This window comes from Bowmanella denitrificans (assembly GCF_002887595.1).
Taxonomy (GTDB): Bacteria; Pseudomonadota; Gammaproteobacteria; order Enterobacterales; family Alteromonadaceae; genus Bowmanella; species Bowmanella denitrificans.
Window position 1 is genome coordinate 599,367 of record NZ_PEBU01000002.1, and the last position, 20,587, is coordinate 619,953.

19 protein-coding genes are annotated in these 20,587 nt (G+C 51.0%); 9 read left to right on the forward strand and 10 right to left on the reverse strand.

From position 1 onward, the window contains the following. Positions 1 to 64: 64 nt before the first annotated feature. The 5 genes from rlmKL (at position 65) to rmf (ending at position 6,503) form a co-directional block, all read left to right on the forward strand. Positions 65 to 2,170, forward strand: a complete 2,106-nt coding sequence (rlmKL, locus tag CSR04_RS06215) for a bifunctional 23S rRNA (guanine(2069)-N(7))-methyltransferase RlmK/23S rRNA (guanine(2445)-N(2))-methyltransferase RlmL (RefSeq protein ID WP_102795379.1) — start codon at positions 65 to 67, stop codon at positions 2,168 to 2,170. After that, complete coding sequence (locus CSR04_RS06220) at positions 2,160 to 2,390, forward strand: glutaredoxin family protein (protein ID WP_102795380.1); 231 nt, start codon at positions 2,160 to 2,162, stop codon at positions 2,388 to 2,390. Before rlmKL ends, CSR04_RS06220 begins: the two co-directional genes overlap by 11 nt. Next, positions 2,387 to 4,282, forward strand: coding sequence for an ATP-binding cassette ATPase Uup (gene uup, locus CSR04_RS06225; RefSeq protein ID WP_102795381.1), 1,896 nt, complete (start codon positions 2,387 to 2,389; stop codon positions 4,280 to 4,282). The genes CSR04_RS06220 and uup overlap by 4 nt, the downstream gene beginning before the upstream one ends. A gap of 38 nt (positions 4,283 to 4,320) precedes the next feature. Then, positions 4,321 to 6,000 carry a DUF3466 family protein gene (locus tag CSR04_RS06230; RefSeq protein WP_102795382.1) on the forward strand — a complete coding sequence of 560 codons (1,680 nt, stop codon included), beginning with the start codon at positions 4,321 to 4,323 and terminating at the stop codon, positions 5,998 to 6,000. 326 nt (positions 6,001 to 6,326) lie between these two features. Continuing rightward, a complete protein-coding gene (gene rmf, locus CSR04_RS06235) occupies positions 6,327 to 6,503 on the forward strand; it encodes a ribosome modulation factor (protein ID WP_102795508.1) in 177 nt (58 codons plus the stop codon). Positions 6,504 to 6,591: 88 nt separating this feature from the next. On the opposite strand, the gene fabA is transcribed toward rmf, so the two are convergent. Then, the gene (gene fabA / locus CSR04_RS06240) at positions 6,592 to 7,110 is read right to left on the reverse strand and encodes a 3-hydroxyacyl-[acyl-carrier-protein] dehydratase FabA (RefSeq protein ID WP_102795383.1); all 519 of its coding nucleotides are present in this window, start codon (positions 7,108 to 7,110) and stop codon (positions 6,592 to 6,594) included. Positions 7,111 to 7,279: 169 nt separating this feature from the next. Between fabA and CSR04_RS06245 the strand changes: the two genes are divergently transcribed. Next, entirely contained in the window at positions 7,280 to 7,528 is a 249-nt protein-coding gene (locus tag CSR04_RS06245; RefSeq protein ID WP_102795509.1) for a hypothetical protein, read from the forward strand. Here the strand turns inward: CSR04_RS06245 and CSR04_RS06250 are convergent. The 4 genes from CSR04_RS06250 to CSR04_RS06265 form a co-directional block, all read right to left on the reverse strand. Beyond that, positions 7,525 to 9,036: a Na/Pi cotransporter family protein gene (locus tag CSR04_RS06250; RefSeq protein ID WP_102795384.1), complete on the reverse strand. Its 1,512-nt coding sequence runs from the start codon at positions 9,034 to 9,036 to the stop codon at positions 7,525 to 7,527. The genes CSR04_RS06245 and CSR04_RS06250 overlap by 4 nt on opposite strands. 11 nt (positions 9,037 to 9,047) lie before the next feature. Continuing rightward, positions 9,048 to 10,451, reverse strand: a complete 1,404-nt coding sequence (locus CSR04_RS06255; protein WP_102795385.1) for an MBL fold metallo-hydrolase RNA specificity domain-containing protein — start codon at positions 10,449 to 10,451, stop codon at positions 9,048 to 9,050. Between the two features lie 130 nt (positions 10,452 to 10,581). Then, positions 10,582 to 11,667, reverse strand: a complete 1,086-nt coding sequence (locus CSR04_RS06260; RefSeq protein WP_102795386.1) for a rhomboid family intramembrane serine protease — start codon at positions 11,665 to 11,667, stop codon at positions 10,582 to 10,584. Then, the gene (locus CSR04_RS06265; RefSeq protein ID WP_245921399.1) at positions 11,657 to 12,283 is read right to left on the reverse strand and encodes a hypothetical protein; all 627 of its coding nucleotides are present in this window, start codon (positions 12,281 to 12,283) and stop codon (positions 11,657 to 11,659) included. The genes CSR04_RS06260 and CSR04_RS06265 overlap by 11 nt, the downstream gene beginning before the upstream one ends. Positions 12,284 to 12,506: 223 nt before the next feature. Here CSR04_RS06265 and hemN point away from each other — a divergent pair, with 223 nt between their 5' ends. Beyond that, positions 12,507 to 13,862, forward strand: coding sequence for an oxygen-independent coproporphyrinogen III oxidase (hemN, locus tag CSR04_RS06270; RefSeq protein WP_102795387.1), 1,356 nt, complete (start codon positions 12,507 to 12,509; stop codon positions 13,860 to 13,862). 140 nt (positions 13,863 to 14,002) lie between these two features. Here the strand turns inward: hemN and moeA are convergent, their stop codons facing one another. After that, positions 14,003 to 15,238, reverse strand: coding sequence for a molybdopterin molybdotransferase MoeA (moeA, locus tag CSR04_RS06275; protein ID WP_102795388.1), 1,236 nt, complete (start codon positions 15,236 to 15,238; stop codon positions 14,003 to 14,005). Between the two features lie 179 nt (positions 15,239 to 15,417). Between moeA and CSR04_RS06280 the strand changes: the two genes are divergently transcribed. Together CSR04_RS06280 and CSR04_RS06285 are read left to right on the forward strand one after the other, a co-directional pair. After that, complete coding sequence (locus CSR04_RS06280; protein WP_102795389.1) at positions 15,418 to 15,894, forward strand: type VI secretion system amidase effector protein Tae4; 477 nt, start codon at positions 15,418 to 15,420, stop codon at positions 15,892 to 15,894. Positions 15,895 to 15,907: 13 nt separating this feature from the next. Beyond that, entirely contained in the window at positions 15,908 to 16,237 is a 330-nt protein-coding gene (locus CSR04_RS06285; protein WP_102795390.1) for a hypothetical protein, read from the forward strand. A gap of 100 nt (positions 16,238 to 16,337) precedes the next feature. Here CSR04_RS06285 and CSR04_RS06290 read toward each other — a convergent pair whose 3' ends face one another. The 4 genes from CSR04_RS06290 to CSR04_RS06305 form a co-directional block, all read right to left on the reverse strand. Then, positions 16,338 to 18,377: a TonB-dependent copper receptor gene (locus CSR04_RS06290; RefSeq protein WP_102795391.1), complete on the reverse strand. Its 2,040-nt coding sequence runs from the start codon at positions 18,375 to 18,377 to the stop codon at positions 16,338 to 16,340. A 78-nt stretch (positions 18,378 to 18,455) separates the two neighbouring features. Further along, entirely contained in the window at positions 18,456 to 18,869 is a 414-nt protein-coding gene (locus tag CSR04_RS06295; protein WP_146027110.1) for a hypothetical protein, read from the reverse strand. 89 nt (positions 18,870 to 18,958) lie between these two features. After that, complete coding sequence (locus tag CSR04_RS06300; RefSeq protein ID WP_102795393.1) at positions 18,959 to 19,375, reverse strand: cytidine deaminase; 417 nt, start codon at positions 19,373 to 19,375, stop codon at positions 18,959 to 18,961. Continuing rightward, positions 19,372 to 20,451 (reverse strand): MBL fold metallo-hydrolase, encoded by a 1,080-nt coding sequence (locus tag CSR04_RS06305; RefSeq protein WP_102795394.1) that lies wholly within the window; start codon positions 20,449 to 20,451, stop codon positions 19,372 to 19,374. The genes CSR04_RS06300 and CSR04_RS06305 overlap by 4 nt, the downstream gene beginning before the upstream one ends. Between the last annotated feature and the right edge of the window lie 136 nt (positions 20,452 to 20,587).

The following is a 20,587-nucleotide window of genomic DNA, read 5'->3' on the forward strand; positions in this document are numbered from 1 at the left end:
TTGATCCATACAAATCAGTGCATTTCCCTTATAATCCCAGCCTTTCATTTTTGTCTGGCTTGGCATGTACGCATTCGTTATAACCACTTCTAAAGGCCTGGACGATCTCCTGATGCAGGAGATTGGTCGGCTTTGTCCTCATTTGCAGTTAAAAAACAAGCCGGGGCAGGTACTGTTTGACGGTGAGCTGAAAGACGCATATTACCTTTGCCTGTGGTCCAGACTGGCCAACCGTGTACTGGTCAAACTGGCTGAAGGAGATTGCCAGGACGCCGAGCAGTTGTACCAACTGGCTTCCAGTATTAACTGGGCGGCCCAGTTTAATGTTACCGACAGTTTTGTGGTGGACTTTATCGGTACCAGCAAAAGTATCAATAACAGCCAGTTTGGTGCCTTAAAAGTCAAAGACGCGGTGGTCGATCAGTTCCAGGAATTGTATGAACGACGCCCTAATGTCAGTAAGGAAAATCCCGCCATTCGTATTCAGTGCCGCTTATGGCGCGATAAACTGGGTATTTACCTGGATCTTTCCGGTGGCAGCCTGCACCAGCGACACTACAGATTAAAAGCCGGTCAGGCGCCGGTAAAAGAACATATTGCGGCAGCCATGCTGTATCGCAGTGGCTGGACGGCCGATATGCACCAGCCACTGGCCGATCCAATGTGCGGGGCGGGCACTATTGTGATTGAAGCGGCCCTGATGGCTGCCAATCAGGCCCCCGCGCTGCTGCGCAGCCAATGGGGTTTCAGTCACTGGAAAAAGCACCAGAGTGACATCTGGGAAACCTTGCTTGGTGAAGCCGAGCAAGCGGTGGTCAGCCCAGCCAGACAGTTTTACGCCAATGATATTGACCCTGCCATGGTGCAACTGGCACGGCAAAACGCCGGTGCAGCCGGCGTCGCAGATCTGATTCAGTTTTCCAATGCGGATGCCAGTAAATGGCAGTGCCCCTCTGCGCCTGGTTATCTGGTCACCAATCCTCCCTACGGTGAACGGCTGGGTGAGCTGACCGAGTTGCTGCCGCTGTTTAATGACTGGGGGCTGCAACTAAAACAACAGTTTGCCGGTTGGCATTTGTCAGTGCTGACCTCTAATCGCGATTTGCTGCGACAGATGAAGTTAGTGGCGGGCAAGGAATACCAGATATTAAACGGTAAGCTGGAATGCCAGTTGGTTAACTTTGTACTGGATGAAAAGAACTGCGAAATTCGCGAATCCAGTCAGGCCGGGCAGGATTTTGCCAATCGTCTGAGCAAGAACCTGCAGAAACTCAAAGGCTGGATCAAGCAACTGGACAGCAATTGTTACCGTATCTATGACGCCGACTTGCCAGAGTATAATCTGGCTATTGATCGCTATGGCGATTGGGTGGTAGTGCAGGAATATGCGGCACCTAAGAATATTCCCGAAGGCAAAACCCGTAAACGGTTGATGGATGCCATGCTGCAGTTACCCAAAGTACTTGGCGTGGAGCACGATAAGATTGTGCTCAAGGTGCGTCAGCAGCAAAAGGGTAAGGAACAGTATGAAAAGTTTGCCAGCGAAAAGGAATTTATCCAGGTCTGGGAAAATGGCGCGCGCTTCTGGGTTAATCTGAAAGATTACCTGGATACCGGCTTATTCCTGGATCACCGCAGCACCCGCCAAATGGTTCGTCAGTGGAGTAAAAACGCTGATGTGCTTAACCTTTTTGCCTACACCGGTTCGGTGTCTGTGCACGCTGCCCTTGGGGGGGCAAAAACAGTTACCACGGTGGATATGTCACGAACCTATCTTGACTGGGCCAAACGTAACTTCGAGCTGAACAAGCTTAACAATGTCTATCAGTATCGGTTTTTGCAGGAAAACTGCCTGGAGTGGCTCAAAGGGCATCACCAGCAATATGACCTGATATTTATTGATCCACCGTCGTTTTCCAATTCCAAGCGAATGCAGAGCACCTGGGATGTGCAACGCGACCATCTGGCCATGCTGGCAGACGCCAAGCGCTGCCTGCGTAAAGGCGGTAAACTGGTGTTTTCCAACAATCTGCGCCAGTTTAAGCTGGATGAAAAAGGTGTCACCGAACTGGGACTGCGCTTTGAAAACATCAGTGCCGATACCCTGCCGGAAGACTTTAAACGCAATCCGAAAATTCACCACTGCTGGCTGCTGACCCATGCACAGTAATTTAGTGTTATACGGCACGGTGGCCTGCCATTTATGCGAAGAAGCCGAAGCACTGGTGAGGGCCCATGCACCAATGTGCGCCCTGCAAAAAGTGGATATCATGGACGATGATGCCGTGTTTTCCCAATACCGTTACAGTATTCCGGTGTTGAAAGACAGTCAGGGCAGGGAACTGTGCTGGCCCTTTGATGCCACCCAATTAAACGAGTTTTTGTCTTGAGTTTGTTACAACTAAAAAACGCCCAACTGGCGTTTGGCACGCATACCTTGTTGGATAAAGCCGAACTGGTCATTCAAAGTGCTGAACGTTTGTGTCTGGTCGGTCGCAATGGCTGCGGTAAATCGACCCTGCTGAAAATTATCAACGACGAGATGCAACTGGATGACGGTCAGCGTATTGTCACTGGTGGCACGGTGATCGCCAGACTGGAACAGGACCCACCGCTATTAGCCGACCAGAGCATATTTGATTATGTGGCCGAAGGCCTGGCTGAATCCGGTGAAGTGCTCAAAGCCTATTTTCACCACACCCATCTGATTGCCAGCGACCCGTCTGAAGCGAATCTGAATAAACTGGAGCGTTTGCAGGCAGAGCTGGAAAGTCTGGATGCCTGGCGACTGGAGCAGCGTATTGAGCAGGTGCTCAACCAACTGTCATTGCCAGCAGAACAATCCCTGGCCTCGTTGTCCGGTGGCTGGCGTAGAAAAGCTGCGCTGGCGCGCGCTCTGGTGACTGACCCGGACATACTGCTGTTGGATGAGCCCACCAACCACCTGGACGTCGCCAGTATTCAATGGCTGGAGAAGGTACTGTTGGATTTTAAAGGCACTGTGGTGTTTGTCAGCCATGACCGGGCCTTTATCCGTGCCATTGCCACCCGTATTATCGATTTGGACCGCGGTAACCTCACTAGCTACCCGGGCAACTATCAGCAGTATCTGGATAAGAAAGCCGAAGATCTGCAGGTGGAGGAGGCGCAAAACGCCCTGTTCGATAAGCGCTTGTCAGAAGAAGAGACTTGGATCCGCCAGGGCATTAAGGCCCGCCGTACCCGAAATGAAGGAAGGGTCAGGGCACTTAAAGCGCTGCGCAAAGAACATTCCGAACGTCGCAATCGCCAGGGCACGGCTAAAGTCAGTCTGGCCGATAGTCAGGCGTCGGGTAAACTGGTGTTTGAAGCCCAGCAATTATCCTATGCTATCGACGGCCATCGTATCGTGGATAATCTCGACCTTAGCGTGTTTCGCGGCGACAAGCTGGCGCTGATTGGTCCTAATGGCTGTGGTAAAAGTACCTTATTAAAATTATTGCTGGGGCAACTTAAACCTGATAGTGGCTCGGTACGCATGGGTACCGCGCTGGAACTGGCGTATTTTGACCAGCACCGCCAGGCGCTGGATCAAAACGCCACCGTGATAGATGCCGTGGCCGATGGTAAAAAAGATATCACCATCAATGGTCGTACCCGTCATGCTATCAGTTATCTGCAGGACTATCTGTTTACTCCGGATCGCATCCTGGCACCGGTCAGTTCTCTGTCTGGTGGGGAGCGCAACCGTTTGCTGCTGGCCAAGCTGTTGGCTAAGCCCAGCAATTTACTGATTCTGGATGAACCGACCAACGACCTGGACGTGGAAACCCTGGAATTGCTGGAAGAGACCCTGAGCCAGTATCCGGGCACAGTGATTCTGGTCAGCCACGACCGGGAATTTGTCGATAACGTGGTCACTTCCAGTCTGTTTTTTGAAGGCCAGGGTAAAATCCACGAATTTGTCGGCGGTTATGCCGATGTAATGGCCTGGTATGCGCAACAAAATCAGGTCAAGCAGGAAACTAAAGGACAAAACACCAGTCAAACTGCTGCAGCAAAGACTTCTGCACAGAAAAGCAAAAAGTTATCATACAAGTTGCAGTTGGAACTTGAGCAGTTACCCGCCAAGATAGAGGCCCTAGAGGAACAAATCCAGGCGCTGGAAACCCAGGTCAGTGATCCGGACTTTTTTAAACAGGATCCCAAGAATACCGCCACCATGCTGGATCAGCTTGCCCAGGCCCAACAGGACCTGGAGCAGGCGTTTGCCAGATGGGAAGAATTAGATAGTATGTCGTAGCACATCAGACAAGTGCTTGAAGTAAAACAGGATTTCAGATGAATAAAAACAGCTTATTGCCACTTTCCGCCTTGAGTCTGGCTATTTTCGCTTCCGGCGCTTTTGCCGCCAGCTACCAGGTTGTGCCGCTGGATGCCACCGACAAGGGGCAATACACTTTTGCCAGCGGGATAAGCGGCGATGGGGATGTATTGCTGACGTTGGATACGCCTTACAGCCCATTGATTGATATCAGTTTGCTGGATCTGGACAATAACGAAGCACTAAGCAATCTGCTTGAATCACCTGATGATGTGAAAAATGGTGTTATCAGCAAGAAAGACCTGGCGGTTTTGTTTGCTTACGTCAACAGCCAGGCCGATAGCAGCCCGTTGGTTCAAAGAATTGCCCGGTATGTTGCTTATCTGTCAGATAACGACGGCAGTGAAAAACTCACTGGTTTTGATGTCACAGACAGTGATCTGGGTGATTTAACTAATAGTGTCACCGTTTCGCCAGGCAAGGTTAATACAGACGGCGTAGTGGTGGGGACCAGTTCTGCGCCTTACCTGAAATTAGCCTACACCAATGAATCCGATGACGAGCTCACCTATCTTATTCGTGACTTTGCCAGTCGTGGTTTTGTCAGGATTAACGGTCAGACCGTCGCACTGGTACCGCAGGAAGTGACATTAGGCGGCTACAGCGAAGCGCTGGGGGTTTCTGATAATCTATGGGTGGCGGGGATTAGCTCGGTAGATAAGCCCGAGGGCATGGACACCGCCATTGCAAACTGCGATGACGATGAAAAACGTCCGGATGTACCAGTGGAGTATTGTTACAGCAATGCCAGAAGCATTGGTTATATGAACAAGGCAACACTATGGAAACTGGATAATCAGGGTAATATGCTGGATAGCAAAACCTTTGATCTTCCTTTTACTCCCGCAGAAGATGACCCCAATTTTTACCCATCCCGGGCGGTGGATGTAAATAACGCTGGTATTGCCGTTGGCACCAGTTTTGATCGCTACCCGCAAAACAATGATGCCACTCGCGGCTTTGCCGCCGTGTTTGCGGACGGTAAAACCACTGTTTTTGCCAATAACGAAGGTTACACTAATCAAACCCTACGCGATAATCCTTATCTAAGTTGGGCTGCTGCGATTAATAACCACAATCAGGTGGTAGGCCAGACCCTGAAGTTAGTGAATGGTTTTCAGCGCACCAAATTCTTTGTGTATGACCTGGATGAACAAACTCTGGAATACCCGGATGACTTCTTTCCGGGTTCATCCAGTGTCGCCAGAGATATTAACGATGCCGGCTTGGTGGTAGGTGACGGTGAAGTTGAAACTACGATTGGCAGCGCCAACCGCCGCCGAGCTGCGTTTTTATATGATCTGAACGATAATCAGTTCCGCAATCTGAATGATTTAGTCGCCTGTGACAGTCCTTATACTCTGGTACAGGGCAATGCCATTAACGAAAATGGTGAAATTGCTGCCACCGCCTTATACAAGCGCGCAAAGCTGGATATTGTCGGTGAACCCTTGCTGGACGATGCCGGTAACCAGATTATGGAAGAAGCCGCGGTAGCGGTGAAACTGGTGCCTATTCCGGGCGGCAATATCGATGACTGCAGTTCAGATGACGATAAGATTGAGCGTCAGGGCGCCAGCTTTGGCTGGTGGATGCTAGGTCTGCTTGGGTTGGGTGGTCTGATCCGCAGACGTTAATGCTGATTTAGTGCATTCAATGGGCGTTAATGGCTCATTGAATGCGCAGTCTGTTGTACTGGCACTGTGTTCCTGCCAGACATTCTCGCTCAAGGCTTTTCACTTGATGCTCCCCCGAGCTGCCCGCAGACAGGCCTTTATGCAAGACAGGTCAGAATATCTTCTTAATATGACAAAATGATGTAAGAAAAATTTCAACTGATTTCATGCGCTTAAAAATTTCAAGTGGATGAGTGCACTAAGTATGGTTGAACCATCAGGCCGAATTCGATATCACATACAAGTGGTCGCAAGATCACATTGTTAAATTACGGATGAGGTATCTAATGAAAAGACAGAAGAGAGATAAACTTTCCCGTGCCCATGCAAAGGGTTATCAAGCCGGCATCTCAGGTCGTTCCAAAGAAAATTGTCCTTATCAAACTACAGATTCCCGTTCCCAATGGTTAGGGGGTTGGCGAGCGGCTCAGGAAGATAGAAGTACTGGGTTGGCGAATCGCTGACATGGTTTAACTTTGCCGTTTAGCACGGCCTCAACCAGATAAAAAAAGCCCCAGACGGGGCTTTTGACGTTTTAGTAAAGCAGGGGCCTTAGAAGTTACTGGTATCCTGAAACAGGCCAACTTTTAAGTCTTTTGCTTCATATATCTTACGGCCATCGACTTCAACACAGCCGTCCGCCAATCCCATAAACAGCTTACGCTTGATGACGCGTTTCATATCAATACGGTAAGTCACTTTTTTTGCGGTAGGCAAAATTTGCCCGGTAAATTTGACTTCACCCACTCCCAATGCCCGGCCTTTGCCGGGGCCATCAGACCACCCCAGGAAAAAGCCTACTAACTGCCACATGGCATCCAGCCCCAGACAGCCAGGCATAACCGGGTCGCCAGGGAAGTGGCAGTCAAAGAACCACAGGTCCGGCGAGATATCCAGTTCGGCCACAATATGACCCTTGTCGAAGGCACCACCTTCCTCACCTATACTGACGATTCTGTCCATCATCAACATGTTTGGAGCGGGGAGCTGGCTGTTACCTGGTCCGAATAGTTCGCCACGGCTACAGGCCAGCAGGTCTTCTCTGGAGAAACTGTTTTTTCTGCTTGTCATAATTCTCTTGAAGGTTGGTGCAAAATCAGCGGCTTAATTTAGCGAACAGTCGTACGCTAAACAACTCTGAACAGTAAGATTTAGCCGAATTTTTCATTCATGATTGGAGTTTACCCACAAACCTGAATATCAGATACTGTTGGCAGGACCTGTTCACAAAAGTTTCATCATGCCAAACAGCAGTAACCCCAACGCAGATAAACAGAAGCGCTTTCGTGAAAGGCAGCGCGCCAAAGGTAACAAAGAAGTACGTGGCTATGTGACTCCCAAAGGCATGCAGTGTTACAAGGAACTGTCGGAGAAAAGTGGCTGGACAGACGGTGAATTGCTGAATAATGCGTTACGCATAACCTATGCCGCCTATCGCTGTGGACAGATTAAGCTGTTAAACGAGTGGCTTAAAAGTAACGACTGTTAGCTTGCCAATATTGGCGGATGCTGGCCACTCTCCAGAATGCGGCGCTGGCAGCGCAGACAGGCGCTCAGGCCCTGCAGGGCTTTTTCCAGTATGGCGGCATCCAGATGCTGGCTCATACTGATGCGAATCAGACGGTGACGCAGTTGTTTATAGCTCTGATTTAATGCCTGCCAGGGCGTATCCAACCCTTCGCTCATCTGGCGTTGCAAGTCAGCAAAATGCTGTACCTGTGCAAGCCAGTCCTGCACATCTTCTGCAAAAGGCGTGGCGGTCAAGGCATCGGCCTGTGCAATAAAATCCAGATACGCTTCAAGGGCAGACGAAAAGCCATGCAGGTCAGCCATGGCCTGCTCAAAATCTTGTCCTTGTTGCTCGGTAAGCGGGTTGCGGCTGGCTTTGCTGATAAATTCGCGGATCTCATCCACCCGGCCCTGCAACCTGTCCAGTTTGACGTCTGTTTGTTGTGCTTGCGGCAATTCGAGAATGGCTAATCGCAGCAAGGCTGTCTCTCTTTGCACCGCGCCCAGGGCCAAATCGGGTATGGCTGCCAGGTTGGTATCCAATTGGGTATAGCGGTTAACCCGACGAAAACGGCTTAATAGCCAGGCGGACATTTTCGGCTCCACCGGTAACATCAGCATTACGCCCAGTAAGTTAAAGCCACTGTGAAAAAGGGCCAGAAACAATGGCATATGACTGGCCGTGCCCAACCAGTCTGCCAGCCCCCAGGTCAGCAGCGGAAGCAGACACAACGCCACCAGTCCGGTCAGCAGATTAAACAGTACATGGGCCATAACCAGGCGTTTAGCTCCTGCTGAGGCGCCCAAACTGGCAAGTAACGCCGTGGAAGTTGTACCGATATTGGCACCAATCACTGCCGCTGCGGCTAATTCCCAGTCGCCCATGCCTGACGCCGATGCCGTTAAGATTATCGCAATGGCGGCGCTGGATGATTGCGTTAGGATGGTAAGAATCACCCCCAACCCCAGGCCCACCAGTAAAGGGCTGTTTATCCATTGGGTCAGGCTGGCGGGGTCAAACTGTACGGCGGAAAAGCTGCTTTGCAGCGCACTGATGCCCATAAACAGTAGGCCAAAGCCTGCCAGCGCCATACCCAGGGATTGTCCCCGTACCTTTGGCGAAAACACCTTAAGGAGCGCACCAATGCCGATAAGGGGGTAGGTGAATGCAGCCATATCCAGCTTAAAGCCGATGAGCGTTACCAACCAGGCGGTAAGGGTGGTGCCGACGTTGCTGCCGAAAATCACCCACACCGACTGGGCAAAACTCATCAGGCCAGCATTGACAAATCCAATGGTGGCAACCGTCACAGCACTGGAAGATTGCACCAGCCCGGTTACCACCACCCCGGCCACAAAGCCGCGCCAGCGACTGCTGATCCATTTTCCCAGCATATGTTCCAGGGCTTTACCACCAGCTATTTTTAAGCCTTCGGTCATCAGCCACATGCCCAGCAAGAAGAGTCCCAGCGCACCTAATAACTGCATGTTTGGTTTTCCTAAAACACCATGGATTGATGTTGTGACGGCATCTCAACCGCTAAGGTCTGTTCTTGCCAGAGTCGTTGCGCCAGGGCCTGCTGGGCCTGTGGCTCACCATGCACCAGAATTACTTTGGGCTGAGGTTTGAACTGACCAATCCATTTAACTAAACCAGATTGACCGGCATGGGCGGAAAAGCCCCCCAGAGTCTCTATGCGGGCCTTAACCAGATAGGGTTCACCGAAGAGTTTGATGTGCTTGGCTCCGTCTACCAAAATACGCCCCAGGGTGCCACGGGCCTGAAAACCCACAAATATTAGGGTGTTGTTTTTATTCCAGATACGCTGCTTAAAATGATGGCGGATACGGCCACCGTTACACATACCGCTGCCGGCAATAACAATGGCGCCCCTGGCCACTTTATTGATAGCCATGGAGTCTTCTGGCGTGACCGCCATAAACAAATTGGGCAGAAAATCTTCCAGCGGTTTGCGGTGATCTAACTGCAGGTGCGCAGTATCTTCTTCTGATAACAGCGCCACCCATTTTTCATACACCCTGGTCACTTCGATGGCCATTGGGCTGTCGAGAAAGATTTGCCAGTTATCCAATTTGCCCTGCTGATGCAAGCAACCCAGATAGAACAACAGTTCCTGGGTGCGCCCAACCGCGAAGGAGGGGATCATCACGTTGCCGCCACGCTGCCAGGTCTCGGCCAGAATATTTTGCAACTGCGCAAGGGTGTCGGTTTCGTTGCGGTGTTCGCGATCGCCGTAGGTGCTTTCCATCAGTACCATATCGGCATGTTTCAGATAGCTGGGGTCGTTCATCAGTACCGCATTGCGTTTACCTAAATCCCCGCTGAAAACCAGACATTTATCGCGACCACGCTCCTTGAAGTTCAGCTCAACAATGGCAGAGCCAAGAATGTGCCCGGCATCATGCAGGGTAAACGCGGCATCCTGAGTCAATTGCCTGCTTTGCAGATAATCCAGACCTTCACACTGGTGTATGGCTTGCTCTACATCCTGCAGGCGATACTGGGGCTTGAGTAGTTTTTTGCCCTGGCGCTTGCGCCTGAGATTTTCCCGTTCCAGATCCCGCTCATACAGCCCGGCTGAGTCCTTTAGCATGATCCTGAGCAAGTCCACCGTGGCCTTGGTACAGAAAATCGGGCCGTCAAACCCCTGATGCACCAGCCTGGGTAACAAACCTGAGTGGTCCAGATGCGCATGGGACAAAATCACCGCATTGATGGTTTGTGGATTGAAATGAAAGTCATCAGACTCCAGGCGCTCAATAATATCGCCGCCCTGATGCATGCCACAGTCCAGTAGAATGCGACCGAAACTATCCGATTCGAGTAAATGACAGCTGCCGGTCACTTCCTGTGCTGCGCCGAGAAAACTGATGGTGGCCATATGTTTATTCCTTGTTGAATGCTCAAATGTAGCGCGATTTTTTAACGTTATCACGCTCTGGCCATACATGGATTGATATGGATCAGCGCCAAGGAAAGGAGAAGGCCGGTCTGCACCGGCCTGAAAATATTTAACGTCGAATCACCGCTTCCTGGCGATTCAGCAGGTCAATCAGTGGATTGTCGCGCAGAATTTTTGTCTTTAACCACCCGCCAATCAACAAACCAACGACAAAGCCTCCAATATGCGCGCCATAATCAACTTCGGACTGCCCAATCAGCATGCCAAACAGATTAAAGGCCAGCCAGATACCGAAAAACCAGGGCGCAGACAGCTTTTTCTGGTAGACCACAATCATAAAGGTCAGACTGGCATGACGAAACCACAGCAGATACATACCAAACAGCGCAGCAATCGCCCCGCTGGCACCTACCGACGGAATATCGCTGCTGCTACGCAATAACGCGCCGGCCAGACTGGCGGCAATGCCGCACAGCAGGTACAAGCCCAGATACCGCCAGTGACCAAGCGCCTCTTCCAGGTTGTCGCCAACCACGTATAAAAAGTACATATTGCCCAGCAGGTGCAGCACCGAGCCGTGCAGGAAAATACAGGTCAGCAGCGTCCAGCTTTGCTGGCCGGCCAGTACTTCGTTGGGCACCGCAGCCAGGTGGCTGAATACCCAGATAAAACGGCCTTCATCGAAAAAGTAGCCGGCGAATATCAGCACGTTCAGCGCAATCAGGGTCCAGTTAACCCAAGGGCGGCTTTTACTTTTCAGGTTGTATTCCACCGGCATTTGCGAAAGAAACTGGAACAGATAGGTTTTCCAGTTAATTTTCTGGTTCAGCTCGGCCAGTGCGCTGCGCAGTGCCGGGCTTTGCTGCACACCCTGTAGTTCTTCGCGGTCGACCCAACTACCGTCACAATGATGGCAATGATCGATTTCGGTGTGATAGTCAGCCAGTAAATGATAACGCTGCAATTGCCGTTTACAGTCAGGGCAATCCAACTCACTGTCGCCCAGCTTTTCACCAAAATATTGCTGATAATTATCCAATGGGCTGTCGGGGTGAAGTTCATCAATCATGCGATTAACTTCATCTTTTTCAAACCATAATCCACCGCAGGCCTGACAAACGTCGATTTCGTCGCTGCCATAGGTGGTCGGGGTCAGCATCTGGTGCTGACATTTTGGACAAGGCTTAATGGGCATGACTAAGCTCCTTTAACCCACCGATGTTTACCCCTTCTTCTGCCAGCGCCTGCTTAAGTTCAGTCGCGCTGCCAGCCAGGGCAGGGAGCACCTGTTGTTGAATGTGGCTGCTGAGCTTCAGTAGCTGTTCTGCACCATAGGCCGAACCCAGACTGCGCTTTTCTACCTTGTCCATCAGTACCCGGGACTGGCTGTAAAAGCGTCTGACTTCGGTGAGGATCTCACTGGGTGTTTCCAGGGTCGAAGGATGAAAACGCATGGTTTCCCAGACATACAAGTCCATGGGCGGGCGACTGTCTTTAATAATTTGCAGCGCCGGGCTTTTGGCCAACACCTCGGTGGCATACTTTTCCACATCCCGAACATTGTCCTGCAATTCATCGTACAAAGACATGCGCAGATAATAGTTGTCTTCCATCTTGCTATACGTATCGAACGTCAGGGCTTGCTGCAAACCACTTTGAGCCGCCAGGTAAACCCCAACAATGGTGGAGACAATCATAAAGATCTGGTTCAGCCAAAAGCCGGTTTTACGAAGTTCCTGATTATCCAAAGGAACTTTTCGCTGATGATTGAGGGCATCGGCCGTAGCCTGATTGATATCGGACTGAGACAAAACATACATCCTGTAGTAAGTGAAAAGGGCCGCAATAGTAGCGGATCATCCGGCCACTGATAAGCATCACGTTCGATGTGCACAATGACCTGATAGATAAGGTAAAAATATACAGGCCAGGCCGCCAGTTTTTACCTAAAAGGCCAGCAGAATTGTGTTAGATCAATACCACTGCATCTGTGCACCGATACACTGGCTGTATTGCTGATGACAGAGAAATACCATGCCAGGCTGGGATCCCAAACTTATTGCCAAATACAATATCAACGGACCACGTTATACCTCTTATCCCACCGCGCTGGCACTCAGTAGCGACTTTGACCCGGCCACAGTGCAACTTGCATTGGATGGCTGCCGTGCTGATCTGAGCCTGTATATTCATATTCCATTTTGTCATCAGCTTTGTTACTACTGCGGTTGTAATAAGGTGATTACCCGTCATCAGCATAAGGCTGACCGTTATCTGGATGCGCTGGAAGCGGAAATGGCCATATATCAGGGTAAGCTGGGCGGTAAAGGCATACATCAGATTCACTTAGGCGGCGGCACGCCAACCTTTCTGACCGAAGCGCAGTTAAGCCGCTTAGTCTCAGCACTGCATCAGCACTTTTCTATCGCACAAGATGTGGAACTGAGCATTGAGATTGACCCGCGCTCCTGCAGTGACGATAAACTTCGTCACCTCAAAGCCCTGGGATTCAACCGGGTGAGTTTTGGTGTGCAGGATCTGGACAATAAAGTGCAGATTGCCATCAATCGGGTACAGGCCACAGAGCTGATTCAGCATCAGGTGGCGCTATGCCGGGAACTGGGTTTTGCCTCAGTGAATCTGGATCTGGTCTATGGCTTGCCGTTTCAGCATCCCGACAGTTTTGCCCAGACGCTGGCGGAGATTGTCAGATTAAGTCCGGATCGCATTTCTTTGTTCAGTTATGCGCACTTGCCAGCCCGTTTTGCCGCGCAGCGTAAAATCCCAGCACACAGTCTGCCAGATTCAGTAACCAAGCTGACACTTTTGCAGCAGGCTATTGAGGCATTCAACGCAGCCGGTTATCAGTTTATTGGTATGGATCATTTTGCCAAACCCGACGATGCGCTGGCGAAAGCGCAACAGCAAGGGCGCTTGCAGCGCAATTTCCAGGGTTATACCACCCATGGACAGGATGCCTTGATTGGCTTGGGAGTCTCGTCCATCAGCCAGGTAAATGGGGTGCTCTGGCAAAATGCCAAAGAACTGCCAGCTTATTACCAGGCCCTCGACGCTCAGCGTCTGCCGCTGGACAAAGGTTTTGCTCTGAGTCAGGAGGACAAATTAAGAGCTGCGCTGATCAGTCAGCTTATTTGTCACTTTCACCTGGATATTGCTGCGTTTAGTCAAACGTGGCAGTTGGCTGACTTTTGGGCACACTTTGCCGATGCGGCACAAGCCCTACAACCCTTTATCCAGGACGGCCTGGTCAGCGCTACAGACCAGCATCTGCAGGTATTGCCTAATGGCCGTTTTTGGGTGCGCAGTATTTGCGCTTGCTTTGACGCTTATCTGCAGCAGGGCCAGCAGCGTTATTCAAAGGTGGTGTAACGCCGCGTGCTATGCCAGCCGTCAGCCAGCAAGCAAGCAAGCAGATCATTGGAACTGTGGGTCGCAATTAATTGCGACAAAATAGCCGTAAGTCAAAACTGATGACGGCAAATCTGTCGAATTAAAATTTGACCCACAGGCTAAAAGGGTTGGATGTGTACCCGTTCCCCTGGCTCTACGTTGCCGCGCTCCTGTTCAAGCACAATATAGCAATTGGCCTGGCCAATACTGGTCAGCACCCCGGAACCCTGATTGCCGGTACTTTTCACCTGTAACTGGCCGTCTTCGTTCTGCCAGTAAATGCCGCGCTGAAGATCCATGCGGCCTGGGCGCTTTTTTAAGCTGACAATGGTTTCAGCGCTAAACTGCCTAAAGTTTTGCCGTTCTTGCCCTGCCATCACCGCCAAAGCCGGACGAACCAGATAATCAAAGGTGACATAAGCTGAGACCGGGTTACCGGGCAGGCCAAAAAACACACAGCCACCGAGATTGCCAAAAGCAAAAGGTTTGCCCGGTTTTATCGCCAGTTTCCAGAAACCTATTTCGCCCAGCTCAGCCAGGATCTCTTTGGTAAAATCCGCTTCACCCACCGACACACCACCAGAGCTGATCAGCGCATCACACTCAGCCGCGGCCTGACTTAAGGCCAGCCGCAATGCCTGCTTGCTGTCCGGGACAATACCTAGGTCCAGTACATCAATACCCAGTTGCTGCAACTGTGCCCGCAGTACCGCCCGGTTGCTGTCGTAGATCTGCCCGTTGGCCAGCGCTGTCCCTGGTGCAACCAGTTCATCGCCAGAAGACATCAATGCCACTTTGAGCGGCTGATATACATTCACTTCGGCAATACCTAAAGATGCCAGCAGTCCCAGATCCACCGCGCGTAATCGGTGCCCGGCACTGAACAGAATCTGCCCCGTGGCAATATCTTCACCTTGCCTGCGAATGTTCTGACCTTTAACAGGCTGGCTTAAAAAGTGAATTTGCTCGCCATCCGCTTCAGTTTGTTCCTGCATCACCACGGCGTCGGCCCCTGTTGGGATAACAGCGCCGGTCATAATACGTACGGTTTGGCCCTTTTGTACTTGTCCGGTAAAAGGTGCGCCAGCAAAACTGCTGCCAACCAGTTGCAGACTATCTGTATCTTGCAAGTCTTCTGCACGCAGGGCGTAGCCATCCATGGAAGAGTTATCATGGGGAGGAATAGCCAAAGCGGCCAGAATATCGTCGGCCAGAATTGCACCTAAGGCAGCGTCCAGTTGTATTGGCATTTTGGCCTGCTCACAGCGCAGCGACGCAAGCATCAGGTTGATGGCCTGTTCAACCGGCATCATCGTGGATGCGTTATCACAAGGGCTGCTATGGTTTTCGCTCATGAAAGACTCCTTCTACTAATCTGCGGTTAGGGTAACCAGTTGACGCGTTGATGCCAATACAACTCTTTTAGTAGTTTATGGAACTGACCTGCTTAGACAGCTATATTTGAGCTCAGTAAATACCGAGTCAGTAGGTAATGTACTTTTAATATCCAATATTCAAAGGAGGAATATTACAAATGAAATTCGAGGAATTATGGAACAATCACCCGACAATTAAATCATCGTGGTTTGATGATGATGCACCGTGCATTGTTGATGGTGAAAGAGCATTTGAAAATCAATGTGCAATACGCATGGGTGTATGCTTGACGGAATCCGGTGTAGATCTTAGCAGTTTTACAGGCGCACGTTGTTGGCACAATCATAATCCATCGCACATTTTAAGAGCCCAGGAACTGGGTGATTGGCTTAGAAGCTCCGCGTCACCTTTCAAGCGCTATGAAGAGTTCGATGCTAGTGCTGGATTCAGCAATATTGGTGGTAAAAAAGGGATCATCTTTTTTAAGAATTACTATGGCCCTGGCAATCAGGGTGATCACATCGATCTGTGGAATGGTTCCAGGCTGACAAGTTTAAGAACTTGGTTTGAGTTTACCGTCCGAGGCGGCAGTCATTATGAAAAGGCTAGCGTAACATTCTGGCCTGCAGAATGAGAGGGGACAGATTTTGAATAATGTAATTCTTATACTGTTAATTCTCTTAAACCTTGGCTGTGTTGATGAACAGCGTCCTTCCTACCAAACTTTGGAAAATAGGTTACCCGAGGGGGGGCCGCAGATAATTTATAGAGATAATCAATTACAGAATGTGGCTCAGATCAGCCAGTCGCTGGAATCTCAACATGCCAGTATCTTTGAACGCTCTCTAGCTTGGTATGGCACCGAATCTGACTTTTCCCTGGCTAAGCTGGACGGGAAGAGTGCCCGACAAGTAGTTGAAACGGTAAATTGCTTGAAAGCCAAAACGGACAAAAACGACCAAGCGCTATGCTTCTAGTATTGCATTGGCAGAACGAAGAATTTACTGGCCAATTCTAAAAACGTGCTGTGGCGGGATTTAACTGCCACAGCACGGCGATTATTGATGCAATGCTGTTTTAAAAACGGTAATCCACCTTAGCCCATAAAGTACGGCCTGGCTCATTTACCCGACCACTGACAATATACCCGGGGATATCGGCGGCACTTTTACTCAGATATTCCTGATATTGCCTATCCAGCAGATTGTCTATCCCTAGACTGATTTGCCATTGATTATCCGGTGACCACATGGCATTGGCTGACAAAATGCCAAAGCCTGCGGTAGGAAGGGTGTCCAGCCCCACTATGGTGCCCTGATTTTGTGCTACCTTATCCTGGCTTTGCACCAGGCGCCACAGGGCGCCAAACTGCCAGTCCTGCCATTGATAGGCAGTACTTAAACGCAGCTCCACAGGTGGTTGCTGAGCAAGTGGCAGATCGTCGCTATCGTTGCTACCGCGGCTAACCGCCAGACTTGATTCTACACGCCACTGCGTGGTGGCCTGCCAGGTCAGGCTGGCTTCGCCCCCGAATGTGTGAGCGTCGATATTGCGCACGGTTTCCGGCAGCATTGGATTATGCTTGTCGAGCAATATGAAATCGCTGATATCGGCATAGTAACCGGACAAACTCAGTCGCAGGTCCTGCCAGTGACGGATCCAGCCTATGTCCAACTGATGGGTAATCTCAGCATCGGTAGCAAAAGCTGAGGCGCTATCTTCACCGCCGCGATTATTACCCAATAGTTCCCAGTAGTCGGGGAAGCGTGCCGCCCGGCCAATACCGGCATACCAGGTCTGATGATCACTTTGCTGCTCCAGGCGCACAAACCCGCTGGTCAGGGTCTCAGAACGTTTTTGCCCGAAGCTGGGGTTCGGTATGGTCATCATCATGCTTTTACGCAAACTCTTGCGACTGTCTTCGGCTTGCCAGTCATCCACTCGCACACCGCCGTGCAGGCTTAGGCTGTCTGAGTAGGCATAGCTCAATTCGCTAAACAGGCCCCACTGTTCAAAGCGACCATCTTCCAGATAAGGCATATCCTCAAAAGGCATCATTGGCTGGTTCATGCTCATGCGGTTGCGATGGGTATTCTGACTGGCATCGACGCCCACTTTAGCCTGCAGTTTGCCCAAGGCCAGATCAGCCTGAATACGGCCGCCGCGGTTATAGCGGTCCGGGTTCATGGCGGCAGGAGTTGGCATCATCATACTGGGAATAAAATCGCGCAGACTGTAGTTATCCATCACATGATCAACATGGTTAAAGTACAACTGGCCCTCCAGGCGGGGCAACCAGTCGGCAAGATTGTCTTTGCGGCCTTTCAAACTGACCTGACGGCGGTCAAACAGCGATCCATCCATGCTGCGATCCGCATAGGCGGCTTCTCCGTCACTGCTCCCCAGGCTGAGCATCAGCAAGCTATCGGCATCCGCTGTCCAGGCAAGCTCGGCGTTAGCGCTCCACCTGTCGTAATGGCTGTTAACTTCGTTACCGTCACCGTCTTGATAATTATCCGCCTTGGCCTTAGCCGCATTCACTCTGACAAAACCACGCTGATTACCCAAGCTTAAGTCGGTATTCAGCTCCTGCCGTCCGGCACTGGCCAGGGTCAGGCTGGTGTCGGTTTTAAAGCCACTTTCGCTTAGCTGATAGCTGTTTCGTTCAAACAGCACGGTAGCGTTAGCGGGCAAATGCAACACCGATTGCGGCCCTTTAATTACCCGGATTTGATCAAAGCTCTGTGGGGATAAATAGGCGGTGGGCGGGTCCATGCGGCTGCTGCAGCCACCAAAGAGTAAGTTACCGTCATTTAAGATGGTTAAACGCGACGCCGCCATGCCGCGAAATACCGGATCGCCACTGGCGCCACCTTTACGCACCATGGAAAAGCCGGGGATGGTTTTCAGATAATCGGCGCCATCATGGGCAGGTAATGGCTGACGAGGTTGCTTGGCATCGGTAATCACCTGATTAGGCAGGCTTAAGGCTTCACCGTTGACGACAATAGTTTCAACAGCGTTGTCTTGCTGCTGCGCGGTGTTGTCGGCATAGCTAAATGCACTAAGCAAAGCCAGGCTCAGGGCACTGGCTCGAAAAGCAGTGTGTTTGTTCATTGTATTGATTCCGTTTGCTATAGGGGCACGGCGAGTCACCTGTGACCCATAAATGTCTATTTGTTGTTAATTAGGGAATCAAACGGCGGGCGGGGCGCGGGACAGAGCTTTGGCGTACTGGGCTTGTAAATATGGCGTAGCGAGACGCGGGTTAAGCAGGTCGGGGTAGCTTAACTGGGCGATGGTGAGCGCATGGCTAACTCCGCATGTCTTGAGATCCTGGGCAAACAAGTCGCCACATTTTAGGGTTTTGAGTTCCTGCGGAAGATCTTTTGGTGCATCGACGAACACAAACGTGCCCGCTTGCCAGGAAGCGGACATCGATACCCACTTCATATCACGCCCGGTACAGATCAAGACTTTATCGTTATCACTGTATGCCAGGGCCTGGGCCAGGTGTTGAGACGCCGCAAACGCCAGGCTGAGGTTGTTGAAGATAAACATCAACAGCAACAGCGGCATTAACCAGGTTTGAGTGCGGCGTTTTAACAAGTGCCTGTCCAGATTGGCAAAACTGACCTTAGTGTAAAAGCAAGCAAGCCTGTGGACAATATCTCTTTAGGGGGATCCTTTGCGCTGGATCAGGGTAGTTTAAATACTCCGGGTAGTAATGCATCCACCCGCCATACTTTCATCTGTTCTGTGTCACAGGTGGCATAAATCAGCGCGTCTGCGGCAAAAAACTCTACAATAACCTGGCGGCAGGCGCCGCAAGGGGAATAAAGAGAATCGCCCGGCATATAAATCAGCAGACTGTCAAAGTCGCAGGCCAGCTTACCCTGGGCAATGGCGCTGAAGATTACCGTACGTTCGGCGCAGTTACACAGGCCAAAGCTGGCGTTTTCTACATTGCAACCCTGCAACATTGTACCGTCTTTCAGCTTAAGTGCGGCGCCAACAGGGAACTGGCTGTAAGGCGCATAGGCACGCCCGGCGGCCTGCCGGGCTTGCTCGTACATAGGTTCAATGGCCTGAATTCGCTTGCTACTGTCACTCATAATGCCACCTCGTCGCCTTCATTTAAGATAAGTAAAGGCACCTCTGAGTTTAAGCGCGGGTACATAGCCAGCAATCGTAACAGGGCTGAATGGGAGCTGAGATCCCCCATGCCCCAACTGGCATTGCCATAACCCCAGGGGATCATGACCTTGCAGTTTAGTTCGGCGGCTGCGGTCAGGGCATCCTCTGGCGTGGTATGCACATAGCGATACCACTTGCTGTGCTCTTCGTGATGATAGGACGCGATGGGGATCAAACAGATATCAATATCACCAAAACGCTGGTGGATATCGTTAAAATGCGCCGAATAACCTGTATCACCAGCAAAAAATAAGGTCTTACCCTGATACTCTAAAAGCCAGGCGCTCCACAAGGCCTTTTCATTATCATCGTATATAAAGGGTACCCAGATTCGGCCGTTAAAATGATGGGCAGGTACCGAGTGAATGGTCAGCTCGCCCAGCGATTTACTGGCATACCAGTCCATCTCGTTTATCTTGTAGCCGCCCTGGTCAAAGTAGTCGCCACTGCCCAGCCCGACAAAATACTCAGCCTGATTGCCAATCTCGGCAATATCCGCCTTGTTAAAGTGATCATAATGCAAGTGCGAATACAGCACCGCGCTGGTCTTGGCTAACTGCTCACCCTCCAGCCACAAGCCAGGTTCACGATGGGTATCGGCAAACCAGTCAGCGGCCCAGTCTACCGGCCAGTCGAACTGCTTGCTGACCGGGTCCAGTAGAATCTGCTGACCATCCGGTGCCTGGATCACAAAACTGGCATGGCCCAACCAGCGTACAGTAAAACCGCTGTTCAGCTCTGGCGGTGTTTGCGCACCGATGTACTGGCAATGTTCTGCGGATGTTTCACATTGCACATCAGGGTGGGGCGGATAACAGTTTTCCTGGCAGGTGACCGGGTAGGTCTTGTCACCCGGATACAGATTGCCGTAGCGGCCGTCTTCCAGCAATTTAGCCACCGGAGTATCCGCAGTGATACGGGTAATGTAATTGCTGCTGCAGGCCGACAGCAAGCCGGTCAGACAGACAAGAGACAAGGAGAGATTGATTTTCATCGTTTGTTGTTATGATTTTTTTGGCCCGACAGTCTATTGGCAACACCACCGACTGCCAAGGCCAAAGACATATAAAAATGTAACAAGGGGCTTGATTAAGCCAGTACCGATGGCCGCCCGTTTATAATTCCGATGT

What these genes read in the sequence shown, in the direction of transcription:
- rlmKL (WP_102795379.1), top strand. Translation starts at nt 65, where the DNA reads ATGTACGCATTCGTTATAACCACTTCTAAAGGCCTGGACGATCTCCTG.
- CSR04_RS06220 (WP_102795380.1), top strand. Translation starts at nt 2,160, where the DNA reads ATGCACAGTAATTTAGTGTTATACGGCACGGTGGCCTGCCATTTATGC.
- CSR04_RS06230 (WP_102795382.1), top strand. Translation starts at nt 4,321, where the DNA reads ATGAATAAAAACAGCTTATTGCCACTTTCCGCCTTGAGTCTGGCTATT.
- rmf (WP_102795508.1), top strand. Translation starts at nt 6,327, where the DNA reads ATGAAAAGACAGAAGAGAGATAAACTTTCCCGTGCCCATGCAAAGGGT.
- fabA (WP_102795383.1), bottom strand. Translation starts at nt 7,110, where the DNA reads ATGACAAGCAGAAAAAACAGTTTCTCCAGAGAAGACCTGCTGGCCTGT.
- CSR04_RS06245 (WP_102795509.1), top strand. Translation starts at nt 7,280, where the DNA reads ATGCCAAACAGCAGTAACCCCAACGCAGATAAACAGAAGCGCTTTCGT.
- CSR04_RS06250 (WP_102795384.1), bottom strand. Translation starts at nt 9,036, where the DNA reads ATGCAGTTATTAGGTGCGCTGGGACTCTTCTTGCTGGGCATGTGGCTG.
- CSR04_RS06255 (WP_102795385.1), bottom strand. Translation starts at nt 10,451, where the DNA reads ATGGCCACCATCAGTTTTCTCGGCGCAGCACAGGAAGTGACCGGCAGC.
- CSR04_RS06260 (WP_102795386.1), bottom strand. Translation starts at nt 11,667, where the DNA reads ATGCCCATTAAGCCTTGTCCAAAATGTCAGCACCAGATGCTGACCCCG.
- hemN (WP_102795387.1), top strand. Translation starts at nt 12,507, where the DNA reads ATGCCAGGCTGGGATCCCAAACTTATTGCCAAATACAATATCAACGGA.
- moeA (WP_102795388.1), bottom strand. Translation starts at nt 15,238, where the DNA reads ATGAGCGAAAACCATAGCAGCCCTTGTGATAACGCATCCACGATGATG.
- CSR04_RS06280 (WP_102795389.1), top strand. Translation starts at nt 15,418, where the DNA reads ATGAAATTCGAGGAATTATGGAACAATCACCCGACAATTAAATCATCG.
- CSR04_RS06290 (WP_102795391.1), bottom strand. Translation starts at nt 18,377, where the DNA reads ATGAACAAACACACTGCTTTTCGAGCCAGTGCCCTGAGCCTGGCTTTG.
- CSR04_RS06300 (WP_102795393.1), bottom strand. Translation starts at nt 19,375, where the DNA reads ATGAGTGACAGTAGCAAGCGAATTCAGGCCATTGAACCTATGTACGAG.
- CSR04_RS06305 (WP_102795394.1), bottom strand. Translation starts at nt 20,451, where the DNA reads ATGAAAATCAATCTCTCCTTGTCTCTTGTCTGTCTGACCGGCTTGCTG.